Below are 23,219 nucleotides of genomic sequence, written 5' to 3'. Positions count from 1 at the left end.
AACTATGAATATCGAACGTATCAGACAACCCTTTATAGAGAATTTTCCAGGTGATTTTTCAAACAACCCCATGCAGAGAAACACTCCAAAAGTTTTATTTGCTACCATCAAACCTGCCAGCTTTGACAAACCTGAGCTGATTGCTTTTAATGAAGTTCTTGCCAAAGAAATAGGATTAGGAAAATTTGAAGATAAAGATCTAGACTTTCTGGTTGGAAATAACCTTCCCGAAAACATTCAAACCTATGCTACAGCTTATGCAGGACATCAGTTTGGAAACTGGGCAGGACAACTAGGAGACGGAAGAGCGATACTTGCGGGTGAAATCATAAATGAAGCAGGGAAAAAGACAGAAATTCAATGGAAAGGTGCCGGAGCAACCCCATATTCCAGACATGCTGACGGAAGAGCCGTATTGAGATCTTCTGTACGGGAATATCTGATGAGCGAGGCAATGCATCATTTGGGAGTTCCTACAACAAGAGCACTCAGCCTTGCTTTTACGGGCGAAGATGTAATGCGCGATATTATGTACAGCGGAAATCCTCAGCTTGAAAAAGGCGCAGTGGTTATCAGAACCGCTGAAAGTTTTCTGCGTTTCGGACATTTTGAATTAATGTCTGCCCAAGGAGAATACAACACTCTACAGGAACTGGCTGATTTTACTATTGAAAATTATTATCCGGAAATCACATCATCAGACAATCAGAAATACAAAGACTTTTTTGAAAACATTTGTACCCGTACCGCCAACTTAATGGTGGAATGGTTCAGAGTAGGATTTGTACATGGAGTTATGAACACGGACAACATGTCTGTTCTGGGATTAACTATTGATTATGGACCTTACTCCATGATGGATGAATATGATCTGAATTTCACTCCCAATACCACAGACCTTCCGGGAAGAAGATATGCCTTCGGAAAACAGGGACAGATTGCCCAATGGAATCTTTGGCAGCTCGCTAATGCACTCCATCCCTTAATTAAAGATGAAAAGTTTTTAGAAGATACTTTAAATAATTTTGGGACTTATTTCTGGGAAGCCCATGATCAAATGCTTTGTGAAAAATTCGGGTTTGATAAGCTTCAAAAAGAAGATGAAGATTTTTTCACCAATTGGCAGGGTTTAATGCAGGAACTTCAGCTAGACTACACCCTATTTTTCCGTCAACTGGAGAAAATAACTCCAGACACCGATATAAAAGAACATTTTAAAGAGGTTTCCTATATCACATTAAATGAACAAATGCTGGCAAAGCTCAGCAGCTTCATTCAGAATTATGATGCAAGATTAGATTTAAACTCTATTCCAAGAGAGGCTTCATTGAACATGATGAAAAAAACAAACCCAAAATTCATTCTGAGAAATTATCTTCTTTACGAATGCATTGAAGAGATCAGCAATGGCAAAAGAGAAATGTTGGAAAAGCTTGCTAAAGCCCTTGAAAATCCATATCAGGAAATATACCCTGAGTTCTCTGTTAAAAGACCATCCGGCTATGATGATACTGCGGGATGCTCAACACTTTCATGCAGTTCGTAATTAATAAATATTCATAAATAACACAAAAACAAGTAATTATTTTCATTTTTTTATTACATTTACTAATAACTTTAAAACCAAAACAAATGAAAACAAAATTACTATTCATGTTCTTAGTCTCTTTTATATTGGGGAACGCACAGATTCTCTCAGAGACTTTTCAAGGTACGATATTTCCTCCTACGGGATGGACAACAGGTACAAATGTAGCATCTAGACCATGGGGTTTTACAACAACCATATTCAATGCATCCGGGCAGCTTACATTTAATATCACAGGAGGAAAATCCGCAGGTATCGGATGGATTGCTCAGGCACAGGACGCTCATTTAACAAGTCCTTCCTTCAGTCTAGTAGGAACAACAAACCCAGTTCTAAAATTTAAAGCCAAAATAGGATATGAATACATGGTTGATCCCAATCCTAATGGAGATTTAAAAGTAGAGGTATCCACTGATGGAGGAACTACATGGAACCAAGTATGGGTTGAAGAAAACTATGGAGTATTTGTTGATTATGAAACATTGACAATCACAGTTAGTTTAACTCCATATGCTGGGCAAGCAAATGTTAAATTCAGATTCCATTATGTTGCCAATGATGCGGATAGTCTTTCAATAGACGATGTAGAGGTTTTATCAAGTGCTACACTATCTACACAGGAAACAAGTGCTAAAGTAAAAGATATCACTGACATCTATCCAAACCCAACAAAAGGAGAAATTAACATCAAAACAGATAAAAAAATCAAATCTGCCACAGTAATTGATGCGAGCGGAAAATCTCTATTCAATAACACTTCTGAAAGATTAGATATTTCTTCACTTCCAAAAGGAACCTATTTATTAAAAGTAGACTTCTCTGATGGAACGTCTACCACAGAAAAAGTAATCAAACAGTAACAACGTTTATACAATCTTTACATAACCACCATCTTTGGTGGTTTTTTTATTTTACTTTTGCAAAAAAATCCGGCACGTGTCTTTTATCAAAACAAAAATCATCAATTTCTTTAAACTGATTTTTCCTTCCACTTATACTGAACTGGCAGTTTTTCTGTTTTTCATAATCTGCTATGGCATTTTAGGTTCATATATTGCCCTTCATTACAGGATTATATTTGACAGCCGAATTCCATGGGATGCTTATTTCAGTTTTGATAACAAATCTATCCTTATGACTGGGGGAAGCTTTGAAAGACACCCTCTATCCTATTATTTTTTCAACTGGGTAAGAGAATTTTCATTATTCATTTCGGGCGGAAAAATGGACGCTAACTTCAGACTTACACTGGCTTGGCTTAGCAATATCATAATCAGCTTAAACATTGTTCAGATTTTTAAATATTTAAAGAATATTATATGCCTTCCTATTTGGCTAAGTACTTTAATTATCTTATTTTTTGGAGCTTTTTCAACCAATATCATATTATCCTTTACTCCGGAAAACTTCACCTACACCTTGTTTTTACTCTCATTATACAATTATTATGCGGCAATAAAACTTAGAAAAGAAGAAAAAACTCCGGCTATTGCTCTTTCTCTTGCCGGAATTACCATCGGCGGGCTTACTATTACCAATTTTGTAAAAGTTTTCATTCCTCTCCTTTTTGAAAAAAACCTTTTCAGAGACTGGAAAAAATTCGGGAATGCAGTGTTTAGGGTAACAGTTGCTGTAATTTGTTTTGTATTGCTTTATCTGAACAGAATTGATTTTAAATATCACAATATCTTTTCCAAGACCAACCAGCAGTACGAAAAATTCTCTAATGTAGAATCCATGCCCACTTGGGATATGATTCTCTCCTTCTTTTTCGGGGGCAACATTCTTTTCCCGGGATTTATTATTTCTGATAAACATAATATGAAAGGATTTGACTTTAAAGGACTTTATATGGATCTTTATTCGTCTGCTTTTCCTTATTTTTTTATAAGCATATTACTGATCCTGATAATGTGGAGTTATTTTAAAAATTTCAGAAACAAATGGGTTCAGATTATTGCCATTTCTTTTTTCGTTGACATTGTTATCCATTGTGTTATGAGGTTCGGACTTCATACTTCTTCTATCTACGGAGGACATTTTGTCTTTGTGTATCCGCTTCTTTTAGGATGGCTTTTTTATGCCTACAGATCATCTCCGAAAATGATGTCAGTTTTAACATTAACAACGATCTTACTATTTGTCTATCTACTGGCTAACAACTTATTTCGAATGGCAGAATTTTTCTGGTTTATGGAAACTTATTATCAATAAAAAAAGCTGAGAAATTTCTCAGCTTTTTTTATTTTTATGTTGAAATAAATTCAATTCTATTTTGCTTCTGCACAGAAAATTCTGTACTGCACTGCTACTGCAGATTTGAAATACTCTCTGATTCTTGAAAGATCGCTCGCTGCACTTTGTTTTGTGAAATAACTTCCTGCTAAAATCTTATAGTTGGGTCTTAAAGACGCATCTGTTTCCACTTTAAGGTTAGGAAATCTTTTTCTGAAATAAGACTTTACTTCATTGGCTTCCTCATTACTTTTCACCGTTGTAATCTGAATTTTAAAACCTAAAATTCTAGGATTTTTCTTACAAATTTCAGCATTCGTAAGTTCTCTGCTCGGCACAAAGATTTTGGGAGGTTTTGTATTTATCCCTGCAGAAACTCCAATATCATTGGAACCGGAATCTTTAGGAGAATTTGCAGGAGTAACTTTAGCACATTTTCCTTCAATTCCTTCCAAAGCTGCATTTATTTTGGAATCCATTGTCATAACAAGTTCCGTACCCGAAAGGGTGTCTTTTTTAACAACTTGCTGGGCTTCAATATTATAAAAACCAAATAGTGATAATATCGAAAATATTTTAATCAAATTTTTCATTTAAACTTGTTTTCGCAAATTTATACAAATTAAAAAACTATACCAAACAGGTTATTTAGAATCAATACAAATTAAACGTAAATGATATTTTCCCTTTTCGATATACCGTTAAATTCCTGTTAAAAATATTATTTTTGCCGAATTGATTGAATGTTCAATAATTTACTAACATAAGATAATTTAAATGATTAGTTGGAGAAAGCATTATAAAAAAACGTTGATCGCGATAGGCTTATTGCTATCAACCAGTGCTTCATTTTACGGGCAAGACGGCGATCCTAAAAACGGAGAGAAACTTTTCAAAGCGAATTGTACTGCATGTCACGCGCTGGACAAACAAGTTGTTGGACCACCATTAAAGGGGGTTGTAGAACGAGTAAAGACAGAAGGTGGTGTAGACAAAGATTGGCTTCACAAGTGGATCAAAGACAACAAAGCTCTGAGAGCTTCTGGGGATAAATACGCCAATGAGATTTTTGAAAAGTTTAATAAGACTGAAATGCAGGTCTTTCCAAATCTTACAGATAAGGATATTGACGACATTTTAGCTTTCACTACTAATCCTCCGGCTCCGGAGCCGCCAAAGGCAGATGACAAAGCAACTGCTACAGCGGGAGCAACTGCAGCACCTGCAGACAAAACTACTACAAACGTTGTTATCATTTCACTTTTAGCGATCGCAGGTTTACTGGTTTGGATCTTGGTAAAACTAAGACAATTGGTAAAACTGGGGCAATCTGAAGATTTAGCTGGACTTAACGAAACAAGAGTTCGTTCTTTCAGTGAAATGTATGAGAAGTTCCACTACATTGGTAAAGGTTTATTAGCAATCCTTGCTATTTTAGCTGCCTATGGAGTATGGAACTGGTTGATGTGGATTGGGGTTTACAAAGGGTACAAACCTGAGCAGCCTATCTACTTCTCTCACAAAATTCACGCTGGAGAGCAAAAAATTGACTGTCAGCTATGTCACTCTAGTGCTAAATACGGAAAAGTATCTGAAATCCCTTCCATGAACGTTTGTATGAACTGTCACAGAACAATTTCAGAATACAACGCAGATCACTACATGGAACCAGGAAAAGACAAAGCATTCTATGACGGGGAAATCCAGAAGATCTACGCTGCAACAGGTTGGGATCCTGCAAAACAACAGTACACAGGAAAGACACAACCGGTTGAATGGACAAGAATCCACAACATGCCAGATTTCGTTTACTTCAACCACTCTCAGCACGTAATTGCTGGAGAACAAGCAATCATCAATTCTTTCAACAAAAAGAATCCTAACAACAAAATTGATGTTGTATGTAAAGCTTGTCACGGTAAAATTGATACAATGAATGTTGTTCAAATGGCTAACGACTTTACTATGGGATGGTGTATCGAGTGCCACAGAACGACTGAAGTTGATATGAACAACGGTTATAATAAAGAGTACTTCAAAAATCTACATGACAAGTTGAAAAAACAATATCCTCAAGATGGAGGTAAGATCACTGTAGATGCAATTGGAGGTCTTGAGTGTGGTAAATGTCATTATTAATAACTAAAAAATTAGAAGTATAAATGGCTTCAAACAAAATACAATTCAGAAGTATTCATGAACTTAAAGATCCAGCTTTGAATAATAAGCTGGCTCAGAAAGAGTTTCAGGAAGAAATTCCGGTAGAAGATTTCCTTGGAGATGCTGAGAAAAACGGATCAAGTACTTCAAGAAGAGATTTCCTGAAATTATTAGGATTCTCTACAGCAGCAGTTACATTAGCTGCCTGCGAAGCTCCGGTAATCAAAACGATTCCTTATGTGGTAAAACCGCATGATATTATTCCGGGAGTCCCTAATTATTACGCTTCAACATATTTTGACGGTTTCGACTTTGCTAGTGTTTTAGTAAAAACCCGTGAAGGTAGACCGATCAAAATTGAACCAAACCCGGCTGGTGGTGATTTAGGTAAAACTAACGCAAGAGCTCAGGCAAGTGTACTTTCTCTTTATGATAATGATAAAGTAAAGCAGCCTAAACTAGACGGTAAAGATGAAACTTTCGATAAAGTAGACAGTTTCGTTATTAAAGGTTTAGAAGAAGCTAAAGCGTCTGGCAAAAAGATTGTGGTTTTATCACACTCTTTTGCTTCACCAACTTTCAAAAAGTTATTCGCTGAATTTAAAGCTAAATATCCTACAGCTGAATTAGTAACTTATGATGCTTTCCCTTACTCTGCAGGATTAGATGCAGCTCAGGAAGTATTCGGACAAAGAGCATTACCTGTTTATGACCTTAAAGGTTCTGAATTGGTAGTTTCTTTCCAGGCTGATTTCTTAGGAGACTATAATGCTTCAAGCTTAGAAACTTCTTATGCAGCAGCTAGAAAACCGGGAGCAAGCATGTTGAGACACATCCAAGTGGAATCTAACATGTCATTGACTGGTGCTAACGCTGACTCAAGATACAGATTAAAGCCAAGTGCTGTAAACAAAACATTAGTTGAAGTTTATAATGCAATCGTAGGTGGTGGTACTTCTGATAAGACTGCAACTGAAATTGCTAACGAATTGAAAGCAAAAGGAAGCAAAGCAGTTGTTTTTGCTGACGGTTCTAAAGGAGCACAGGTTTTAGCACACTTAATTAACCAAAAATTAGGTTCAGTAGCTTTCACTGGTAAAGCAAACTTACTGAAAGAATTTAACGGTGCAAGATACCAGGAATTCCTAGGATGGGTAAACGGTGGACAAGTTGGTGTACTAGTTACAAACAACGTAGACCCTATCTACTCTCATCCAAAAGGAGAAGATTTCAAAAAATCTTTATCAAAAGTTCCTTACGTAGTTGCTGTAGCAGATAAGAAAAATGAAATGTACAAAGCAGCGAAAGCTGTAATTCCAGTAGCAAACTGGCTAGAGTCTTGGGGAGACATCGAACCACAGACAGGAGTATATTCATTGATGCAGCCTACCATCCAGAAAATCTACAAATCAAGACAGATTGAAGAGTCTCTATTGGTTTGGAAGAATGGTAAAAACAATGCAGCAAACAACTACTACGATTATTTAAAAGCAAACTCTGCTTCACTTTTAGGTAGTACTTCTTTCAATAAAGCATTGTATAACGGTATCAACGCTTCCACAAACTCTACAACTCTATCTTATGCAGGCGGAAACGCTGCACAAGCTGTTGCTGAGCTAGGAAACTTCAAAGCTTCTGAATTAGAATTAGTATTATACACTAAGACTTCAATGGGAGATGGTACTCAATCGAACAACCCTTGGTTGCAAGAATTACCTGATCCAATTACAAGAATGTCTTGGGATAACTACCTGACAATTTCTCCAAAAGATGCAGAGAAATTTGCAATTGACAACGATCTTAACGCAAGAATGCAGTTAGATGGTTCTATTGTAAACCTTACTGTAAACGGAGTAAAAATAGAAAATGTTCCTGTATTTGTACAGCCAGGTCAAGCAGAAGGATCAGTAGGTCTTGCGCTTGGTTATGGTAAGAAAAACTCAGGAGCAACTGCAGATACAGGAGTAAACGCTTATCCTTTATTTGATGGTTCTAACCTTGTTCTTTCAGGTGTTAAAATCGAAAAGACAGGAGAAGATCACGAATTTGCAGGTATCCAGCTTCAAAATACATTAATGGGTCGTTATGAAATCGCTAAGGAAGTTCCTTTAGCAGAATTCATTAACGTTGCTTTTGATGATGAGCACAAGGGATGGAATAAGCCTTTGGAATACCACACGATCAGTGGAGCACTTCCAGCGAGAAAAATTGATCTTTGGGATGCTTTCGATGATACAGATGGACCTCACTTCAACTTATCTATCGACTTGAACTCTTGTACTGGTTGTGGAGCATGTATTATTGCTTGTCAGGCAGAGAACAACGTTCCTGTAGTAGGAAAAGAAGAGGTAAGAATGTCAAGAGATATGTACTGGTTAAGAATTGACCGTTACTATTCTTCAAGACAAAAAGTAGAAGTATACGAAGGATTGAAAGAAGGAATGGCTGTACCTGAGTTGTATGGTACTGCATTTGGAGACGGAGGTGCGTTAAACCACCCTGCAGATAATCCGGATGTAATCTTCCAACCTGTAATGTGTCAGCACTGTAACCACGCTCCATGTGAAACTGTATGTCCGGTAGCGGCTACTTCACACGGTAAGCAAGGTCAAAACCATATGGCTTACAACAGATGTATCGGTACAAGATATTGTGCAAACAACTGTCCGTACAAAGTAAGACGTTTCAACTGGTTTACTTATAACCTAAATGACAAGTTCGATTTCAACATGAACAACGATTTAGGAAGAATGGTACTTAACCCGGATGTAGTTGTAAGAACTAGAGGGGTAATGGAGAAATGTTCAATGTGTATCCAAATGACTCAGAATACTATTCTTGAGGCTAAGAAAGAGGGAAGAAAAGTGAAGGATGGAGAATTCCAGACTGCTTGTTCTAAAGCTTGTTCTACCGGAGCAATGACATTTGGAGACATGAATGATAAAGATTCTGCAATTAGAGAGCAATATGCATCTAACAGAAGATATTATTTACTTGAGGAGATCGGAACAAAACCAAACGTGTTCTATCACACTAAAGTAAGAAACAGAGTAGAAAAATAAAGTTTAAATAATAAATAGGTAAAAAATGTCAGGACATTACGAAGCTCCAATAAGGGAACCTCTAATTATTGGTCACAAAACTTATCACGATATTACAGAAGATATCGCACGACCTATCGAAGAAAGAGCAGGTAAATTATGGTGGATCTCACTATATGCTGCACTAGTTCTATTCCTCTATGGATTCGGCTGTATTGCGTACACTATCGGGACAGGTATTGGAGCATGGGGGCTTAACAGAACTATTAACTGGGGTTGGGATATCACCAACTTTGTATGGTGGGTAGGTATCGGTCACGCCGGGACCCTAATCTCAGCAGTATTATTATTATTTAGACAGAGATGGAGAATGTCTGTAAACAGATCTGCAGAGGCGATGACGATCTTTGCAGTTGTACAGGCAGCAATCTTCCCTGTAATTCACATGGGTAGAGTTTGGGTTGGATACTGGGTATTCCCTTTACCAAACCAATTCGGTTCTCTTTGGGGGAACTTCAACTCTCCTCTACTTTGGGACGTATTTGCGATCTCTACGTATTTCTCAGTATCAACTGTATTCTGGTTTATGGGATTAATCCCTGACTTTGCAATGATCAGAGATAGAGCTAAAACCCCTTGGACTAAGAAAATTTATACATTCCTTGCATTCGGTTGGGGTGGTAAAGCAAAACACTGGCAAAGATTCGAAGAACTTTCTTTGGTTCTTGCAGGTTTGGCAACTCCACTTGTATTCTCAGTACACACTACCGTATCTTTTGACTTCGCAACTTCAGTTATTAAAGGATGGCACTCAACAATCTACCCTCCTTACTTCGTAGCTGGTGCGATCTTCTCAGGATTTGCAATGGTACAGACACTATTGTTAATTGCAAGAAAAGTTTGTCACTTAGAAGAATATATTACCATGTATCATATCGAAATTATGAACATCGTAATCGTTCTTACAGGTGGTATGGTAACCGTAGCTTATGCTACAGAATATTTCATCGGATGGTACTCAGGATCTAGATTTGAAGATTTCACATATCTTTCTCCAGGTGCCGCTGTAGGACCTTACTGGTGGGCATTCTGGTCATTGATTATCTGTAACCTTGTGATTCCTGCTTCATTCTGGTTCAAAAGAGCAAGAACGAATATTATCTGGACATTCATTGTTGCATTAATCATCAACATCGGTATGTGGTTTGAGCGTTTTGATATCATCGTTATCAACCTTTCAAGAGACTACTTACCAGGATCATGGACAATGTTTAAGCCAACGATCATTGATGTGGGTGTATATTTGGGAACTATCGGATTCTTCTCTGTATTATTCTTATTATACGCAAGAACATTCCCTGTAATTGCACAGGCTGAATTAAAATCGATTTTGAAAATCTCAGGTGAAACTTATAAAGCAAAAGAAGGAGATGAGCACCACTAAAATTGTATACGGACTTTATGCTGACGACGACGATTTAATGAACGGCGTTAAGGCATTCAACGATAAAGGAATCGCTATAAACGAAGTATATACTCCGTTTCCGGTTCACGGACTAGACAAAGCTTTAGGGTTAAAGAAAACCAGAATTTCTGATGCTGCATTCTTATATGCTCTTTACGGTGTTACTATCGGTGCTACTGTAACTTGGTATGTGATGAATCATGACTGGCCTCAGAATATCGGTGGTAAACCAGCTTTTGACTGGGCACACAACATGCCGGCATTCGTAGTTCCAATGTTCGAATTAATGGTATTCTGCGCTGCTCACATGATGTCTTTAACTTTCTTGGTTAGAAACAAAATGTATCCGGGAGCTCCTGCTCAGAACCCAGATCCGAGAACTACTGATGATAAATTCATGATGGAATTTGTAACTGAAGATGTAGAATCTGTAAAACAGTTGCTTATTGAAACTGGAGTTGAAGAAATAACTGTTAAAGACGCTTAAAATGAAAAAGAATGTATTAAAAATTACAGCAGTTTTAGGTTTAACAACGGTTTTACTTAACTCTTGCGGACCAAAGGAGAATACTCCGCTGGTATATTTCCCGGACATGTATTTTCCGGTAGCTTATGATCCATTGATGAAAGCACAGGATGCTTATTCAGATCATGAAAATGAAATTCCTGCTTTTGTTAAAAATAGTGGCGCAACAGGCCTTGCTCCTGTTGAAGGATCAGTTTCTCAAAATAAAGATGGCGTTTTTGAAGAAAGCTTACTACCTAAGAATGTTGACGAGTACAACGCTGGGTATGACGCTTCTAAAAAACTTACAGTATCTCCTCTAAACCCGGCTAATGCAGCTAAGGATATTGAAAGAGGAAAAATATTGTTTGATCACACTTGTGCGGCATGTCACGGAACAGGAGGTGATGGACAAGGACCTATCGTACAAAGTGGGGCATTCTCTGGAGTACCTAACTATGCAGACAGAGAAATTACTGTAGGATCTGTTCATTATGTATTAACAAACGGTAGAAATGCAATGGGATCTTATGCGGGACAATTGAACGCAGGAGACAGATGGAGAGTAGCATTGTATGTGATGAGTGCTTTCAAAAAAGGAGCAGCAGCACCGGCAGCAGCTACAGCGGCGGCACCAGCAACAACTGAAACGACTACCGAAACTAAAAAATAAGAAAAGAAATGTATAGTTTTTCACCAAAATTAAAATCAACTTCTATAATACTTCTTGTTGTAGGTTTAGTTCTTTTCGGTATTGGTTTCTTTATGAACAAAGGAATTTCTACTGAGAAAATAGAACAAATGATGGAAGCTGTTCATGCTTCTGGTCATGATGCTCCTACACACTCAAGTGAAATGGTTGGACCACAGGATCACGCAGCTCATTTAGAGCATGCTGAACTTCAGGTTCACAACCAGCCATTAGCATCGCTACACTTTGTAGCTGTGTTTTTCTTTGGAGTAAGTTGCGCTGTACTGTTTTTCTACTGTATTCAGCACGCTGCTCACGCGGGATGGCCAATTATCATCACAAGAGTAATGGAGGCTATTGCTTCTTATATTCCTTATGGTGGTGCAATCCTGGTTATCCTGATGATCTTAAACATCACTCATAATGGTCATTTATTCCACTGGATGGATCCTGAATTGACAAACCCGGAATCGGCACATTTTGATGTGATTTTATTTGAAAAGAAAAGATTCTTAAATATTCCTTTCTATGCAATAAGAACTTTAATCTATGTGATTGGTGCTTCTTTCTTTGCCTGGAAATTAAAAGCTCAGTCTAAAAAAGTAGACGAGACAAAATCAAAAGTAGAATATCAATTCCTTTACAGATGGGCAGTAGGATATATTGTATTCTTCGGATTCGCTTCTGCAGCTTGGGCTTGGGACTGGTTGATGTCTATTGACCCTCACTGGTATTCTACAATGTATATCTGGTATTCAATGGTTAGCTGCCTTTCAAGTGGTATTGCTGTAATCATCTTATTAAGTGTTTATCTTAAGAAAAATGGTTTCTTACCACAGTTCAATGACAACCACTTACACGATTTAGGAGTTTTCCTTTTCGCTACAAGTATGCTTTGGACATATACATGGTTCGCTCAGTTCATGCTTTACTGGTATGCAAACGTTCCGGAAGAGGTTAACTACTTCTTCGGTAGATTCCAGCACTATGGTACTACATTTTTACCAATGCTGATTGTTAACTTCTTATTACCACTATTGGTATTAGTAAGCAGCAGCATTAAGAGAAACTACAAAGTAGTTACCACAATGGCAGTAGTAGTTATCTTAGGACACCTTTTAGATTACTTCAACATGGTAATGCCGGGAACGGTAGGACCATACTGGAACACTCCTGAAGTATTCTTGTTAATCCTGGGAGCAGTTCTATTCGTAGCTGGACTATTTATGTTTACTGTACTTTCAGCTTTATCTAAACTGAAATTGATTCCTACAGGAAACCCATTCTTACACGAATCTGAAATTTATGAGTATCCTTTCTAAGGACTTGTAACAAAATAAAATTATAAAAGACTGATTGTTAAACAATCAGTCTTTTTTTATGCAAAGGCGTAAATAAAAATTTTCAGGCAACCATTTTCTGCTTTTCTCGTCTTTATATAAAAGACTGTTTTATTATTAATACCGAAAACAACATACTGCTATGAAAAGAGTTTACCTTTTTTACCTCCTGTTCTGTCTAATCTCCGTATTCACAAATGCACAGGTCATTACTTTTGTTTCTGAAAAAAATAATAGTCCTCTTCCCCGAGTTTCCGTATTTGGCAAAGACGGAAGCATACTCGCCTACTCTGACATTGATGGCAAGATTGACAAACAGTCACTGTCGCCTTCTCAGGAAAAGTTTCAGCTGGTCTATAATAACTTTCCGGTTGCCACCCTATCCTATTCCGATTTTGATCAGTCGGTCATTAAAATCAATGACCAGGTAAAAGAAATTGAAACGGTTGTTATTAAAAATAATAAGCCCGCCAAATACATTTTCATCAAGGGAAATTTTAACACCTATGTAACGGTAAACAATAAACTGAATAGTTATGCAGACGGAGTTGTAACTTACATTTTTGATAATAAATCCAAAAAATTGAAAAGCACTAATGTAGAACAATACAGAGTTTTCAGACTGACAGAACCTAAAAATGAGAAAAAAGAGACTTCATCATGGGACTATGGCAATTCTCTTCAAATTCCAAAGCTTAAAAATGTAGGAAATCCGGAAGAATATAAAACAAAAAAAAATAACATTAAAGAATTAAAGGGGGACCGCAAAGATCAGATAGAAGTAACTGGCGGCCTACTTCAGGAAAAAGAATTTTCATTCTTTGGATATAGATTTTATGATCTAAGGACAATTTTAAATATCTCTTTTGAAAAAGGATCAGAAAAAACGCTGAAAGATTTCCTGGAATACAATGAGCTTGCTTTTGTAAAATTGAAACATAAAAGTGAACCAAATTACAATCAGTTAGCAGTATATACTAATTTCTACCCAACAGAACTTAGCTTCAGTAATGACAATGATATTGAGAAAGTAAAGTTTGATAAAGACAACAGCAATTACAAAACATCCTACTGGCAGGATTCATCATTTCCGAATATGCAGACTATTTTCAGCAGTTTTTTCAAGGGTAATTTAAAAGAACAAGTCAATAAAAAATAATGAAAACTCTGCTCAAGATAACTTTCCATATTGTAAATGTCACTATTGAATTCTAAAATTAAAAGAACAGCATCTATTTCCGGAAAAAAACAATAAATAAGCAAAAAACATAAAGTAAAAAATAAAATCCAGTATTAATAAAGGTTTTATTAAATTTGCAACAAACCAAATAAAAATGAAAAAGTTTTCTTTTCTACTTGTTTTCAGTCTGTTGCTTTTTACAGCATGTAAGAAAGATCATGTAGATGCTACGAATACTAAAACACTGCAGTCAAGTATCAATGATATGACCTCCAGTTTACCTACCATTAAACAAATTAAGTTTAATGAGGCTCTTTATATCCTTAAGACATTTGGAGTAGAAGCAGATGGTGATATAAACGAGCTAAAAGCTCTTGGAAAACTGATAAATGGAAAAAAAGTTCCTGAAATCATGTCTCTTGCAGACGAAGTTGCACAGAAAAACGGGATAGAATGGGCAAGTACTGCCCCACCATCACTAGGAGAAATGAATATTTTTGGGGATGATAAAGCTAAAGAAAGTGATCCTAATGATGTAAAAGCAGGATCATTAAGCCTTATTACTAGACCTACAGGAGATGACGGTTCTGGAGCCCCTACCGCCATTCAAATCGTACCAAGACTTGTAGATGCTGCAGGAAACCCGGTCTCTTTCACAGGAGCAGGTTTGGAAGCAACACTTGAAGTATTCAGTAATGGAGTAAGACTTGCTACAGCTAAGAACCTGATGCAGGATAATAACTTTAAAGGATTCAACCTGAAGTTCTCCTCTATTCCGGCAGCAAAAGTTGTAGATAACAAAATCGACATCACGGTTTCTGTAAAAACAACTGCGAAAACTTTCAAAATGTCAAAAATCGGTCTTGATGTAAATGCAGCTGCCCTGAAAGTTCCTGCAATTCCTAAAACCGATACAACCGCTGTACCTGAACAACCAAGCGCAGTTATTGATCCAAACAATCCAACTGCAACTTCTGGAACAACTACAGATCCTGCTACAGCTACTCCTTCAGCACCAGCTGCTCCAAAACAGCCAGCCGCTGATCCTAAAAATACGGTAAGCAAATTCTTGAACAGTGTAAGTTCTCAGAATTTAAAAGCAGCTTACGAAACAGCAAGCAATCCAAGCTGGGGAAGCTATGAGTCTTTCTCAAACCCTAATTCAGGTTTTGGAGCTGTGAAAAATGTAAGCGTGAAAAATATTACTACAAGTGGCACTACAGCAAACAGTGCAAGCGTAAATGCTACCTACGATGTAACCGATAAAAGCGGTAAGACAACTTCATTAAAAGTAACTTTCGGGCTTAAAAATGTAAACGGAGACTGGAAAATTTCCAGCTATAAAATCAATTAATAAATGGCTTCAGCAGAACTGATCAAAAATTTAGAAGAAACAATTGAAAATATCCCTGATTTTCCGATTCCGGGAATACAGTTTAAGGATATTTCACCCATCTTTTTAGATCCAAAACTTTACGAAGATGTGATTGCAGATCTTGCAGCCTTCAGTAAAGGAAAAGTAGATGCAGTCTGCGGAATTGAAAGCCGTGGTTATTTGTTTGGAATCGCTATTGCCGTAGCATTGGAAGTTCCGTTCATTTTAATCAGAAAAGCCGGAAAACTTCCACCTCCTGTCATTTCAGAAAAATATGATCTGGAATACGGAAGTGCGGTAATTGAAACTCGCGAGGGACAAATAAAACCGGGACAAAGAGTTTTGATTCATGACGATCTTTTGGCAACAGGCGGAACGACAGAGGCAGCGGCAAAGTTGGTTGAAAAACAAGGAGCAACCGTTTCCCAGTTCAGTTTCCTTATCGGCTTAAAAGGCTTGAATGGTGATGAAAAGCTGAAAAAATTTGGTGCAGAAGTGTATCATATTTTAGGATATTAAAATTCAAAACATATATGCTTCGACAGGCTCAGCATGACAACGCTAATAATTTACCGTAATATTAGAAGTGTCATTCTCAGCCTGTCGAAGCATCTTTTTTTAATAAATTCATCATTCATGATTAACAATTCACAAAATTTCATCAACAATACTCACAAAGTATTTTGTAAATCATTCAGAAACAATTAAATTTGCATTTCAATTTTTAAAAACTTATGGCAAAATTGGGAAAGAGTGCTCAGAACGAGCAAGAAGGTAAAGAAACGGTTGAGTTCTTTAAAGACCTTGATAGAGAAGCTTTAAACACTGAAAGATTTGTTGAAAAATATTCAAAGCCTCTAGGTTTTGTATTTGGGGCACTAATTTTAGCTGTTTTAGGATTCTTCGCTTACAAGCAATTTATAGTTGCTCCAAAGAACGCTGAAGCTGTGAAAAGTTTCCTTTCTGCTCAAAAAAGTCTTACTGAAGGTAAAGATAAAGATGCTTTGGGGGGAAAATCTGCAGCTAACCCAGGTTTTGTAGGTACATATAACGAATATTCTTCTACTAAAATTGGAAAACTTTCATCTTATAATGCCGGTTTATTAAAGTTCAAAGAAGGAAAATTCCAGGAAGCTTATGATCTTTTAGACCAATTTTCATCTGATAACAAAACTTTAGTAGCAATGAAATACGGAGCTATGGCAGATGCAAAATCAGGACTTAACAAAAATGATGAGGCTTTAGCTTTATTAGACAAAGCAGCTACTGCTTCTGATGATCCTTATACAACATATTACTTCACAAGAAAAGCAGGTATCGTTGCTCTAGGATTAAAGAAAAATGCAGAAGCTAAAAAATACTTCGCTACAATTGACGAGAAATATCAGGACTATGACAACGGAATGTCTGATTCTTATATTGAAATGACTAAATATTACTAAAAAATGGCAACAGTTAATCTTTCCGATTACAAGCCACTTCATATAACTAATGTCGAAGATTTTTCTATCGGCATTGTTTTTTCTGAGTGGAATGATTTTGTAACGTACAATCTTCGTGATGCAGCTTTGGAAATTCTTGAAAAAGAAGGGGTAAAACCTGAAAACATTAAACTTTTCCCTGTTCCCGGAGCTTTTGAACTCAACTATGCAAGCATGCAGCTTTGCAAAGAAAGAAAATATGATGCAGTAATTTCTATCGGATGTGTGATCCGCGGGGAAACGCCTCATTTTGACTATGTATGTTCTGCAGTAGCACAGGGAATCAAAGACTGTAACATTATGACTGACACCCCTACTATTTTCTGCGTATTAACAGATGATACAAAAGAGCAATCTATCGCAAGAAGTGGTGGTGACCTTGGAAATAAAGGTGTAGAAGCAGCCGTTACCGCTTTAAGAATGATTGATTTCAAAAAGAAATTATCTGATAAAAAAGGAAATATCGGTTTTGGACATTCTTAACCGCAGATTACCTTAACAATAAAAAAGGACTATTTTTTTAATAGTCCTTTTTTATTAGGTCTTATAAACCATAAATCTTACCAATAAAAAGGATGTTTTTGTTTTTTTACATCAAAAGTTCTGTACAAAAACTATCTTTGTGAAAACTAATAAAGACAGTAAATACATGTTTTTAAGAAAAATAAAACCGTTCCTATATTTAGGAGTTTTCTATCTTATTATTTCATTGATAATAAGAACAGTATTCTTTCTCCACCCTATTACCACAGCTAACTTTGGATTTTTCGAAGTTGTAAAAGTTCTGTTAATAGGTCTGGTGAATGATATTTTCGTTTTTATATTGGCCAGTTCTATTCTCGCACTTTACTTTCTCTTTCTGTCCAATTCAAAATATAAAAAACCTTATGGGCCTATTATTTTAGGAGCATTGGTTCTATTCTTTCTTTATATCTGGCTTGTTCCGAACAACATTTTCAAGCAATATGGAGGTTCTATCATGGAGATAGCACTTGTTTTTGTAGGAATAAAGACACTTTTCTTCGGATTGATGCTTTTCCTTCCTACTCAAAGAACTAAGATTCGTAATACCTTATATTTCATTACATTATTATTATACGTTCTTCTGATTATTTTCAACGGAGTAAGTGAATACTTCTTTTACAATGAATTTGGGGTTCGTTATAACTTTATTGCAGTAGATTATCTGATCTATACCAATGAAGTCATTGGAAATATCATGGAAAGTTATCCTGTAGTTCCATTATTTTCAGGAATAATGATCGTTACGCTTACCATCACATGGTTCATTTATAAAAAAACCAAAGATGAACTGCTGGAACTTCCTGATTTTAAACAAAAAATGGTTCTTCTGGGTAGTTTTATGGTACTTTGCGCTCTTAGTGCCCTTGCCATACCATCATTGATGCAAATCAGATCAGACAATGTTTTTGCAGATGAAATTGAAGCCAACGGACTTCCTAAGTTCTACTGGGCCTTTACTCATAATGAGCTGGATTACTTCCAGTTTTACTCACAGATCAATCAACAGCAGGCTGAAAAGAATTTTCTAAGCCAGTATCCACAGCAGACATTGTCAAGAAATATTGTTGCTGAGCAACCTGAAATGAAGAAAAATGTTGTATTGATTTCTATTGAAAGCCTTTCCGCAGATTTCATGGAACATTATGGTAATACACAAAAAATTACTCCTTTCCTGGACAGTCTTGCAGAGAAGTCATTGATGTTTACCAATCTTTATGCTACCGGAAACAGAACGGTACGCGGTCTTGAAGCCTTAACTCTTTGTATTCCTCCTACAGCTGGAGAAAGCATCATCAAAAGGGATGACAATAAAAACAAGTTTACAACCGGAAGCGTTTTCAAATCCAAAGGATATGATGTTAAGTTTTTATATGGCGGATACAGCTATTTTGATAATATGCAGGACTTCTTTGGCGGAAATGGCTACGGTATTGTAGACCGAAATAATTTTAAACCTGAAGAAATTACTTTTGCCAATGTTTGGGGTGTTTCTGATGAAGATATGGCTAAAAAAGCAATTCAGGTAATGAATGCTGAAGCTAAATCAGGGAAACCATTTTTCAATCACTGGATGACGGTTTCTAATCATAGACCATTTACTTATCCTGATGGAAGAATAGATATTCCGGGAACAGCGAAATCCCGTGAAGGCGGTGTAAAATATACAGACTACTCTCTTAAACTGTTCTTTGATATGGCTAAGAAACAAGACTGGTATAAAAACACAGTTTTTGTCATCATTGCAGACCACTGTGCATCCAGCGCCGGAAAAACGGAACTTCCGATGGATAAATACAGAATTCCTGCGATGATCTTTTCAGAAGGATTTGTTCAGCCTCAGAAATTTGATGCATTAATGTCTCAGATAGATGTTATGCCAACTCTTTTAGGATTATTAAATTTCAGCTATCAGTCTAAATTTTTGGGTCAGGATGTCTTCAGACAGGAATTCCAGCCAAAAGCTTATGTAGCAACCTATCAGGATCTTGGGTTTATAAAAGATGGACATTTAACCATTATTTCTCCGGTAAAAAAGGTAAAACAATATTCTTTGGAACTGGAAAAAAGTGATCTGGCTCCAGCTTTTAAGTTGTATTATAACGAAAAATTATTAAAAAATCCAGATCAGAAGCTGGTAGATGATGCTGTATCAGCATATCAGTCTACCTCATACTGGTTAAAAACGAAACAACTCAACAGATAAATATCTAAATATTTTTCGCTTATAGTTTGATTTAAAATATTTAAATTAACCAATAAATTTATTAGTATGAAATGGACAGACGACAGAGGCGGAAACGTTGATGACCGCCGTGGTTCCGGAGGTGGAAGTGGTGGTATGATCGTAGGAGGAGGACTTGGAACTTTAATTATAGCAGCCATTGTATTCTTTTTGGGAGGTGATCCATCCGGTATTTTGAATTCCGGTAGTATGCAGTCTTCTGGAAATCCTGGAGAACAAAGAGAGCTTACAGCCGGTGAAAAACAGATTGGAGAAATGGTCAAAATGATGGATGCATGGAATAGCCAGACCTGGAATCAGATTTTCACAGAAAATGGAATGACCTATACTGATCCCGGTATTGTTCTTTTTGAAAATACAACTTCTTCAGCATGTGGTACAGCTCAGTCTGCCATGGGACCATTCTATTGTCCTGCCGATCAGAAAGTCTATATGGATATGAGTTTTTTCGGTGAGCTTCAGCAAAAATTCGGGGCTAAAGTAACAGAGTTTACGGTAGCTTATGTTCTTGCACACGAAGTAGGACATCATGTTCAAACTCTTTTGGGAACTACTCAGAAAGTAGATGCGTTAAGAAGAAGCGGAAGATATTCCGAAGAACAGATGAACAGAGTATCTGTTGCTACAGAATTACAGGCAGATTTCTATGCCGGAGTCTGGGCAAAAAGAACCAATGACAGCAAACATATTCTTGAACCCGGAGATATTGAATCTGCCATAGATGCTGCAGAGGCAGTTGGCGATGATAATATTCAGAAAAGAGGCCAGGGATATGTAAATCAGGAAAGTTTTACTCATGGATCATCTGCACAACGTAAAGAATGGTTTATGAAAGGTTACAACACCGGAGATATCAGACAGGGAGATACTTTCAATCAACTTTTGAAATAATTCTAAACCACTAAAAATTAAAAAGTTAAAAACCATAATATTTTTAAATAGTATACAAAATAAAATGCGGTCTCAGTGTGAGACCGCATTTTTATTTATTGCAATTCTATAGGATTAGAATTTTTCTTGGCTTCTTCTTTCACTCTTTCTTCCATTCTTTTCCTCATATCGGCAGGATTCTGATTTCCACCGCCGCCTCCAGGGCCTCTTCCTCCTCCTCCAGCTCTCACAGTAGTTGAAAAACCACCTTGTCCACCACTTTGGTTCATGAATGACATTGGGTCTGTTTTGAATTTTTGCTGTTGCTTTAAATAATCTGCTCTTTTCACTTTTAATGTATTTCCAAACTGATTCAAAGTTGGAAGCTCAGCAATCTTATAGTTTTTCATTAAATCAAAAGAATAATCTCCTTTATCGTCTTCCACTTTTACAATTAGCCCCGGAAGTCCTCCGAATTTATATGGGCCATCCTGATAAGGAAGATCTGTTGTAAACCAGGCAGTCCATTTTCTTCCACCAAAATCAGTTTCAGCTTTCTGAACTTTGTATTCACCTATTTTTCTTGTTTCTGATTCAATTTTCCAGTTCAGAGGTCTGTCTTCTTCATATGAGTAGATATCCCGGCCAATTCTGTCTTTAAAATACGTCTTTTGGTTTGTTTTATCTTTTTCAACGGAATAGTTGATATTAGTTCTCAATCCTTCCATCTGGTCTCTGTTGATACTTCCTCTTCCTCCTCCACCCTGAAATGCCTTTTGCATGATAGAGTCTCTTTTGATCCTGTTTTCCGAGTAAAATACAGATTTCTCAGGGGAAATATCCAGATAAGCATTTTCTGTCTTGATGTCCGTTTTATTTTCCGCATCCGGCTTCATAGTCACCTGATACACAAACCTATTTGTCTGTGCAGAAACATTCTGTATGAAGAGTGCCAATGCGATAATACCTAATTTTTTCATTTATATTTTTATTTATTTTAATTCAATTGGATTCTGAGCTGTATTCGTAAAAGAAGGAATTTCAACAGATGAACCTTGTGACATCCCTTGATTGTCACCGCCCATTCCATCTCTGTGCATTCCGCCACCACCGTGGCCTCCACCTCTCATTCCTCCACCATTCATTCCGCCTCCCATGCCACCACTATGTCTTCCTCCTCCCATATTCATATTTCCTCCTCCGCTATTTCCGGCCATAGCTTTTCTGTTTTTACCAAATTCCAGCTCCAGTGCTGCTTTATCACCATGAAAATTAACTCTGGTACTTTGTTTGGCATCGGAACTTATTTGTTCTTCAAAAGCATTTTGAATGATCAGTTTTTTTACAAGATCAAATTTATAGTCTCCTTTATCATCCTCCAGCTTCACAATCAACCCCGGCAATCCTGAGAATTTGTAGGGACCATCAGAAACAGGGACATCTTTTGTAAACCACGCTGTCCAGACTCTTCCTCCAAACTCTGTAACTGCTTTCTGGGCAGAATATCCATTTTGTTTCTCAACAACATTGGTCATTTCCCATTGTACAGGTCTGTCTTCCTGATAATAAATTTGTTTTCCAGCCGCTCTTTCATAATAGTATACTTTCTGATCCGGAATACTTTTAGAAATAAAATATTCAAAGAAAGTAGGTTCAAAATGTTTCTTTCCTTCCAGCTTTGAAAAATCTTTTTCTTCTTTTTTATCATTTTCTTTCGCTTCTGATCTTAGAGAACTAAAAAGAGAGTCTCTTTTCAATTTATTTTCGCTGATAAATAAGGAGCGGTCTCCTTTAATATCCAGAAAGGTTCTTTCGCTTTTCATACTCACCAGATTAATGGAATCCGGGTTTACCAGTGTTTCATAAACATATCTGGTGGTCTGTCCATAAGACACTGCGGTGAAAAACAACACAAAAAAAGCAGTTATTTTTTGTTTCATTACCAATTTTATTTATAGATATGAAATACGTTTCAAGGTTAAAATAAGAAATGAAATCTTCACATAAGCATAACAAATTTATCTAATTTTAACAGAAATAACCCCTTTCAATCTTGCTATTAATATCAGAATCATTAAAATAGATATCTTCGATTTGAGATTGCGGAAATTAGTTCGTATTTTTGCATCATTAAATCATTCTAAATAAATACAATGATAAAAGTATCAGACTATGCAAAGGAGAAAGCCATCCAGTTAATGACGGAAGATGGTTTTAACCCTGCTGAAGATTATATAAGAGTAGGGGTGAAAAGCGGCGGATGCTCTGGTTTAGAGTATGTTTTAAAGTTTGATAACCAAAAAACAGACACAGATCAGATTTTTGAGGATAATAACATCAAAATTATTATAGATAAAAAATCCATCCTTTATTTGGCAGGAACAACTCTTGAGTATTCAGGAGGATTGAACGGAAAAGGGTTTGTTTTTAACAACCCGAATGCATCCAGAACATGTGGATGTGGAGAATCATTTAGTCTTTAGAGAAAAGACCTTAGAGCTTAGATTACAGACCTCAGAAC

At 36.7% G+C, this 23,219-nt stretch carries 20 protein-coding genes; 17 read left to right on the top strand and 3 right to left on the bottom strand.

The window, feature by feature from the left end:
- Positions 1 to 4: 4 nt before the first annotated feature.
- From KIK00_RS16270 to KIK00_RS16260, 3 genes are all read left to right on the top strand, one after another.
- Entirely contained in the window at positions 5 to 1,546 is a 1,542-nt protein-coding gene (locus KIK00_RS16270) for a YdiU family protein (RefSeq protein ID WP_255813412.1), read from the top strand.
- 86 nt (positions 1,547 to 1,632) lie between these two features.
- Positions 1,633 to 2,448 carry a T9SS type A sorting domain-containing protein gene (locus tag KIK00_RS16265; RefSeq protein ID WP_255813411.1) on the top strand — a complete coding sequence of 272 codons (816 nt, stop codon included), beginning with the start codon at positions 1,633 to 1,635 and terminating at the stop codon, positions 2,446 to 2,448.
- A 76-nt stretch (positions 2,449 to 2,524) separates the two neighbouring features.
- Entirely contained in the window at positions 2,525 to 3,802 is a 1,278-nt protein-coding gene (locus KIK00_RS16260; protein WP_255813410.1) for a DUF6080 domain-containing protein, read from the top strand.
- A 56-nt stretch (positions 3,803 to 3,858) separates the two neighbouring features.
- Here the strand turns inward: KIK00_RS16260 and KIK00_RS16255 are convergent, their stop codons facing one another.
- Positions 3,859 to 4,416, bottom strand: a complete 558-nt coding sequence (locus KIK00_RS16255; protein WP_255813409.1) for an SPOR domain-containing protein — start codon at positions 4,414 to 4,416, stop codon at positions 3,859 to 3,861.
- A 184-nt stretch (positions 4,417 to 4,600) separates the two neighbouring features.
- On the opposite strand from KIK00_RS16255, the gene KIK00_RS16250 reads away from it, so the two are divergent.
- The 13 genes from KIK00_RS16250 (at position 4,601) to KIK00_RS16190 (ending at position 20,719) form a co-directional block, all read left to right on the top strand.
- Entirely contained in the window at positions 4,601 to 5,962 is a 1,362-nt protein-coding gene (locus KIK00_RS16250; RefSeq protein WP_047376190.1) for a c-type cytochrome, read from the top strand.
- A 23-nt stretch (positions 5,963 to 5,985) separates the two neighbouring features.
- The gene (locus KIK00_RS16245) at positions 5,986 to 9,045 is read left to right on the top strand and encodes a TAT-variant-translocated molybdopterin oxidoreductase (RefSeq protein ID WP_255813408.1); all 3,060 of its coding nucleotides are present in this window, start codon (positions 5,986 to 5,988) and stop codon (positions 9,043 to 9,045) included.
- 25 nt (positions 9,046 to 9,070) lie between these two features.
- A complete protein-coding gene (nrfD, locus tag KIK00_RS16240) occupies positions 9,071 to 10,468 on the top strand; it encodes an NrfD/PsrC family molybdoenzyme membrane anchor subunit (protein ID WP_149387537.1) in 1,398 nt (465 codons plus the stop codon).
- On the top strand, positions 10,455 to 10,976 hold the full coding sequence (locus KIK00_RS16235) for a DUF3341 domain-containing protein (RefSeq protein WP_047376185.1): 522 nt from the start codon (positions 10,455 to 10,457) through the stop codon (positions 10,974 to 10,976). The genes nrfD and KIK00_RS16235 overlap by 14 nt, the downstream gene beginning before the upstream one ends.
- 1 nt (position 10,977) lies before the next feature.
- Positions 10,978 to 11,667, top strand: a complete 690-nt coding sequence (locus tag KIK00_RS16230; RefSeq protein WP_047380199.1) for a cytochrome c — start codon at positions 10,978 to 10,980, stop codon at positions 11,665 to 11,667.
- Positions 11,668 to 11,675: 8 nt separating this feature from the next.
- On the top strand, positions 11,676 to 13,007 hold the full coding sequence (locus tag KIK00_RS16225; protein ID WP_047376181.1) for a hypothetical protein: 1,332 nt from the start codon (positions 11,676 to 11,678) through the stop codon (positions 13,005 to 13,007).
- Between the two features lie 160 nt (positions 13,008 to 13,167).
- On the top strand, positions 13,168 to 14,184 hold the full coding sequence (locus tag KIK00_RS16220; protein WP_255813401.1) for a hypothetical protein: 1,017 nt from the start codon (positions 13,168 to 13,170) through the stop codon (positions 14,182 to 14,184).
- Positions 14,185 to 14,359: 175 nt separating this feature from the next.
- Positions 14,360 to 15,559, top strand: a complete 1,200-nt coding sequence (locus tag KIK00_RS16215; RefSeq protein ID WP_255813400.1) for a hypothetical protein — start codon at positions 14,360 to 14,362, stop codon at positions 15,557 to 15,559.
- A gap of 3 nt (positions 15,560 to 15,562) precedes the next feature.
- A complete protein-coding gene (locus KIK00_RS16210; protein WP_255813399.1) occupies positions 15,563 to 16,099 on the top strand; it encodes an adenine phosphoribosyltransferase in 537 nt (178 codons plus the stop codon).
- Between the two features lie 215 nt (positions 16,100 to 16,314).
- Positions 16,315 to 17,022, top strand: coding sequence for a tetratricopeptide repeat protein (locus KIK00_RS16205; protein ID WP_255813398.1), 708 nt, complete (start codon positions 16,315 to 16,317; stop codon positions 17,020 to 17,022).
- A gap of 3 nt (positions 17,023 to 17,025) precedes the next feature.
- A complete protein-coding gene (ribH, locus tag KIK00_RS16200; protein ID WP_255813397.1) occupies positions 17,026 to 17,544 on the top strand; it encodes a 6,7-dimethyl-8-ribityllumazine synthase in 519 nt (172 codons plus the stop codon).
- A gap of 166 nt (positions 17,545 to 17,710) precedes the next feature.
- Positions 17,711 to 19,789, top strand: a complete 2,079-nt coding sequence (locus tag KIK00_RS16195) for an alkaline phosphatase family protein (RefSeq protein ID WP_255816679.1) — start codon at positions 17,711 to 17,713, stop codon at positions 19,787 to 19,789.
- A 66-nt stretch (positions 19,790 to 19,855) separates the two neighbouring features.
- A complete protein-coding gene (locus KIK00_RS16190) occupies positions 19,856 to 20,719 on the top strand; it encodes a neutral zinc metallopeptidase (protein ID WP_255813396.1) in 864 nt (287 codons plus the stop codon).
- A 95-nt stretch (positions 20,720 to 20,814) separates the two neighbouring features.
- On the opposite strand, the gene KIK00_RS16185 is transcribed toward KIK00_RS16190, so the two are convergent.
- Entirely contained in the window at positions 20,815 to 21,678 is an 864-nt protein-coding gene (locus KIK00_RS16185) for a GLPGLI family protein (protein WP_255813395.1), read from the bottom strand.
- A 12-nt stretch (positions 21,679 to 21,690) separates the two neighbouring features.
- Positions 21,691 to 22,638: a GLPGLI family protein gene (locus KIK00_RS16180; RefSeq protein WP_255813394.1), complete on the bottom strand. Its 948-nt coding sequence runs from the start codon at positions 22,636 to 22,638 to the stop codon at positions 21,691 to 21,693.
- A 213-nt stretch (positions 22,639 to 22,851) separates the two neighbouring features.
- Here KIK00_RS16180 and KIK00_RS16175 point away from each other — a divergent pair, with 213 nt between their 5' ends.
- Positions 22,852 to 23,181, top strand: a complete 330-nt coding sequence (locus tag KIK00_RS16175) for an iron-sulfur cluster assembly accessory protein (RefSeq protein WP_027372006.1) — start codon at positions 22,852 to 22,854, stop codon at positions 23,179 to 23,181.
- Positions 23,182 to 23,219 lie beyond the last annotated feature (38 nt).

It is taken from the genome of Chryseobacterium sp. MA9 (genome assembly GCF_024399315.1).
GTDB lineage: Bacteria > Bacteroidota > Bacteroidia > Flavobacteriales > Weeksellaceae > Chryseobacterium.
Note: the sequence above shows the minus strand (reverse complement) of the source record. Positions and strands in the feature narration are given on the sequence as shown.

Coding starts and splice junctions, on each gene's coding strand:
- KIK00_RS16270 (WP_255813412.1), top strand. CDS start 5: ATGAATATCGAACGTATCAGACAACCCTTTATAGAGAATTTTCCAGGT.
- KIK00_RS16265 (WP_255813411.1), top strand. CDS start 1,633: ATGAAAACAAAATTACTATTCATGTTCTTAGTCTCTTTTATATTGGGG.
- KIK00_RS16255 (WP_255813409.1), bottom strand. CDS start 4,416: ATGAAAAATTTGATTAAAATATTTTCGATATTATCACTATTTGGTTTT.
- KIK00_RS16250 (WP_047376190.1), top strand. CDS start 4,601: ATGATTAGTTGGAGAAAGCATTATAAAAAAACGTTGATCGCGATAGGC.
- KIK00_RS16245 (WP_255813408.1), top strand. CDS start 5,986: ATGGCTTCAAACAAAATACAATTCAGAAGTATTCATGAACTTAAAGAT.
- nrfD (WP_149387537.1), top strand. CDS start 9,071: ATGTCAGGACATTACGAAGCTCCAATAAGGGAACCTCTAATTATTGGT.
- KIK00_RS16235 (WP_047376185.1), top strand. CDS start 10,455: ATGAGCACCACTAAAATTGTATACGGACTTTATGCTGACGACGACGAT.
- KIK00_RS16230 (WP_047380199.1), top strand. CDS start 10,978: ATGAAAAAGAATGTATTAAAAATTACAGCAGTTTTAGGTTTAACAACG.
- KIK00_RS16225 (WP_047376181.1), top strand. CDS start 11,676: ATGTATAGTTTTTCACCAAAATTAAAATCAACTTCTATAATACTTCTT.
- KIK00_RS16220 (WP_255813401.1), top strand. CDS start 13,168: ATGAAAAGAGTTTACCTTTTTTACCTCCTGTTCTGTCTAATCTCCGTA.
- KIK00_RS16215 (WP_255813400.1), top strand. CDS start 14,360: ATGAAAAAGTTTTCTTTTCTACTTGTTTTCAGTCTGTTGCTTTTTACA.
- KIK00_RS16210 (WP_255813399.1), top strand. CDS start 15,563: ATGGCTTCAGCAGAACTGATCAAAAATTTAGAAGAAACAATTGAAAAT.
- KIK00_RS16205 (WP_255813398.1), top strand. CDS start 16,315: ATGGCAAAATTGGGAAAGAGTGCTCAGAACGAGCAAGAAGGTAAAGAA.
- ribH (WP_255813397.1), top strand. CDS start 17,026: ATGGCAACAGTTAATCTTTCCGATTACAAGCCACTTCATATAACTAAT.
- KIK00_RS16195 (WP_255816679.1), top strand. CDS start 17,711: ATGTTTTTAAGAAAAATAAAACCGTTCCTATATTTAGGAGTTTTCTAT.
- KIK00_RS16190 (WP_255813396.1), top strand. CDS start 19,856: ATGAAATGGACAGACGACAGAGGCGGAAACGTTGATGACCGCCGTGGT.
- KIK00_RS16185 (WP_255813395.1), bottom strand. CDS start 21,678: ATGAAAAAATTAGGTATTATCGCATTGGCACTCTTCATACAGAATGTT.
- KIK00_RS16180 (WP_255813394.1), bottom strand. CDS start 22,638: ATGAAACAAAAAATAACTGCTTTTTTTGTGTTGTTTTTCACCGCAGTG.
- KIK00_RS16175 (WP_027372006.1), top strand. CDS start 22,852: ATGATAAAAGTATCAGACTATGCAAAGGAGAAAGCCATCCAGTTAATG.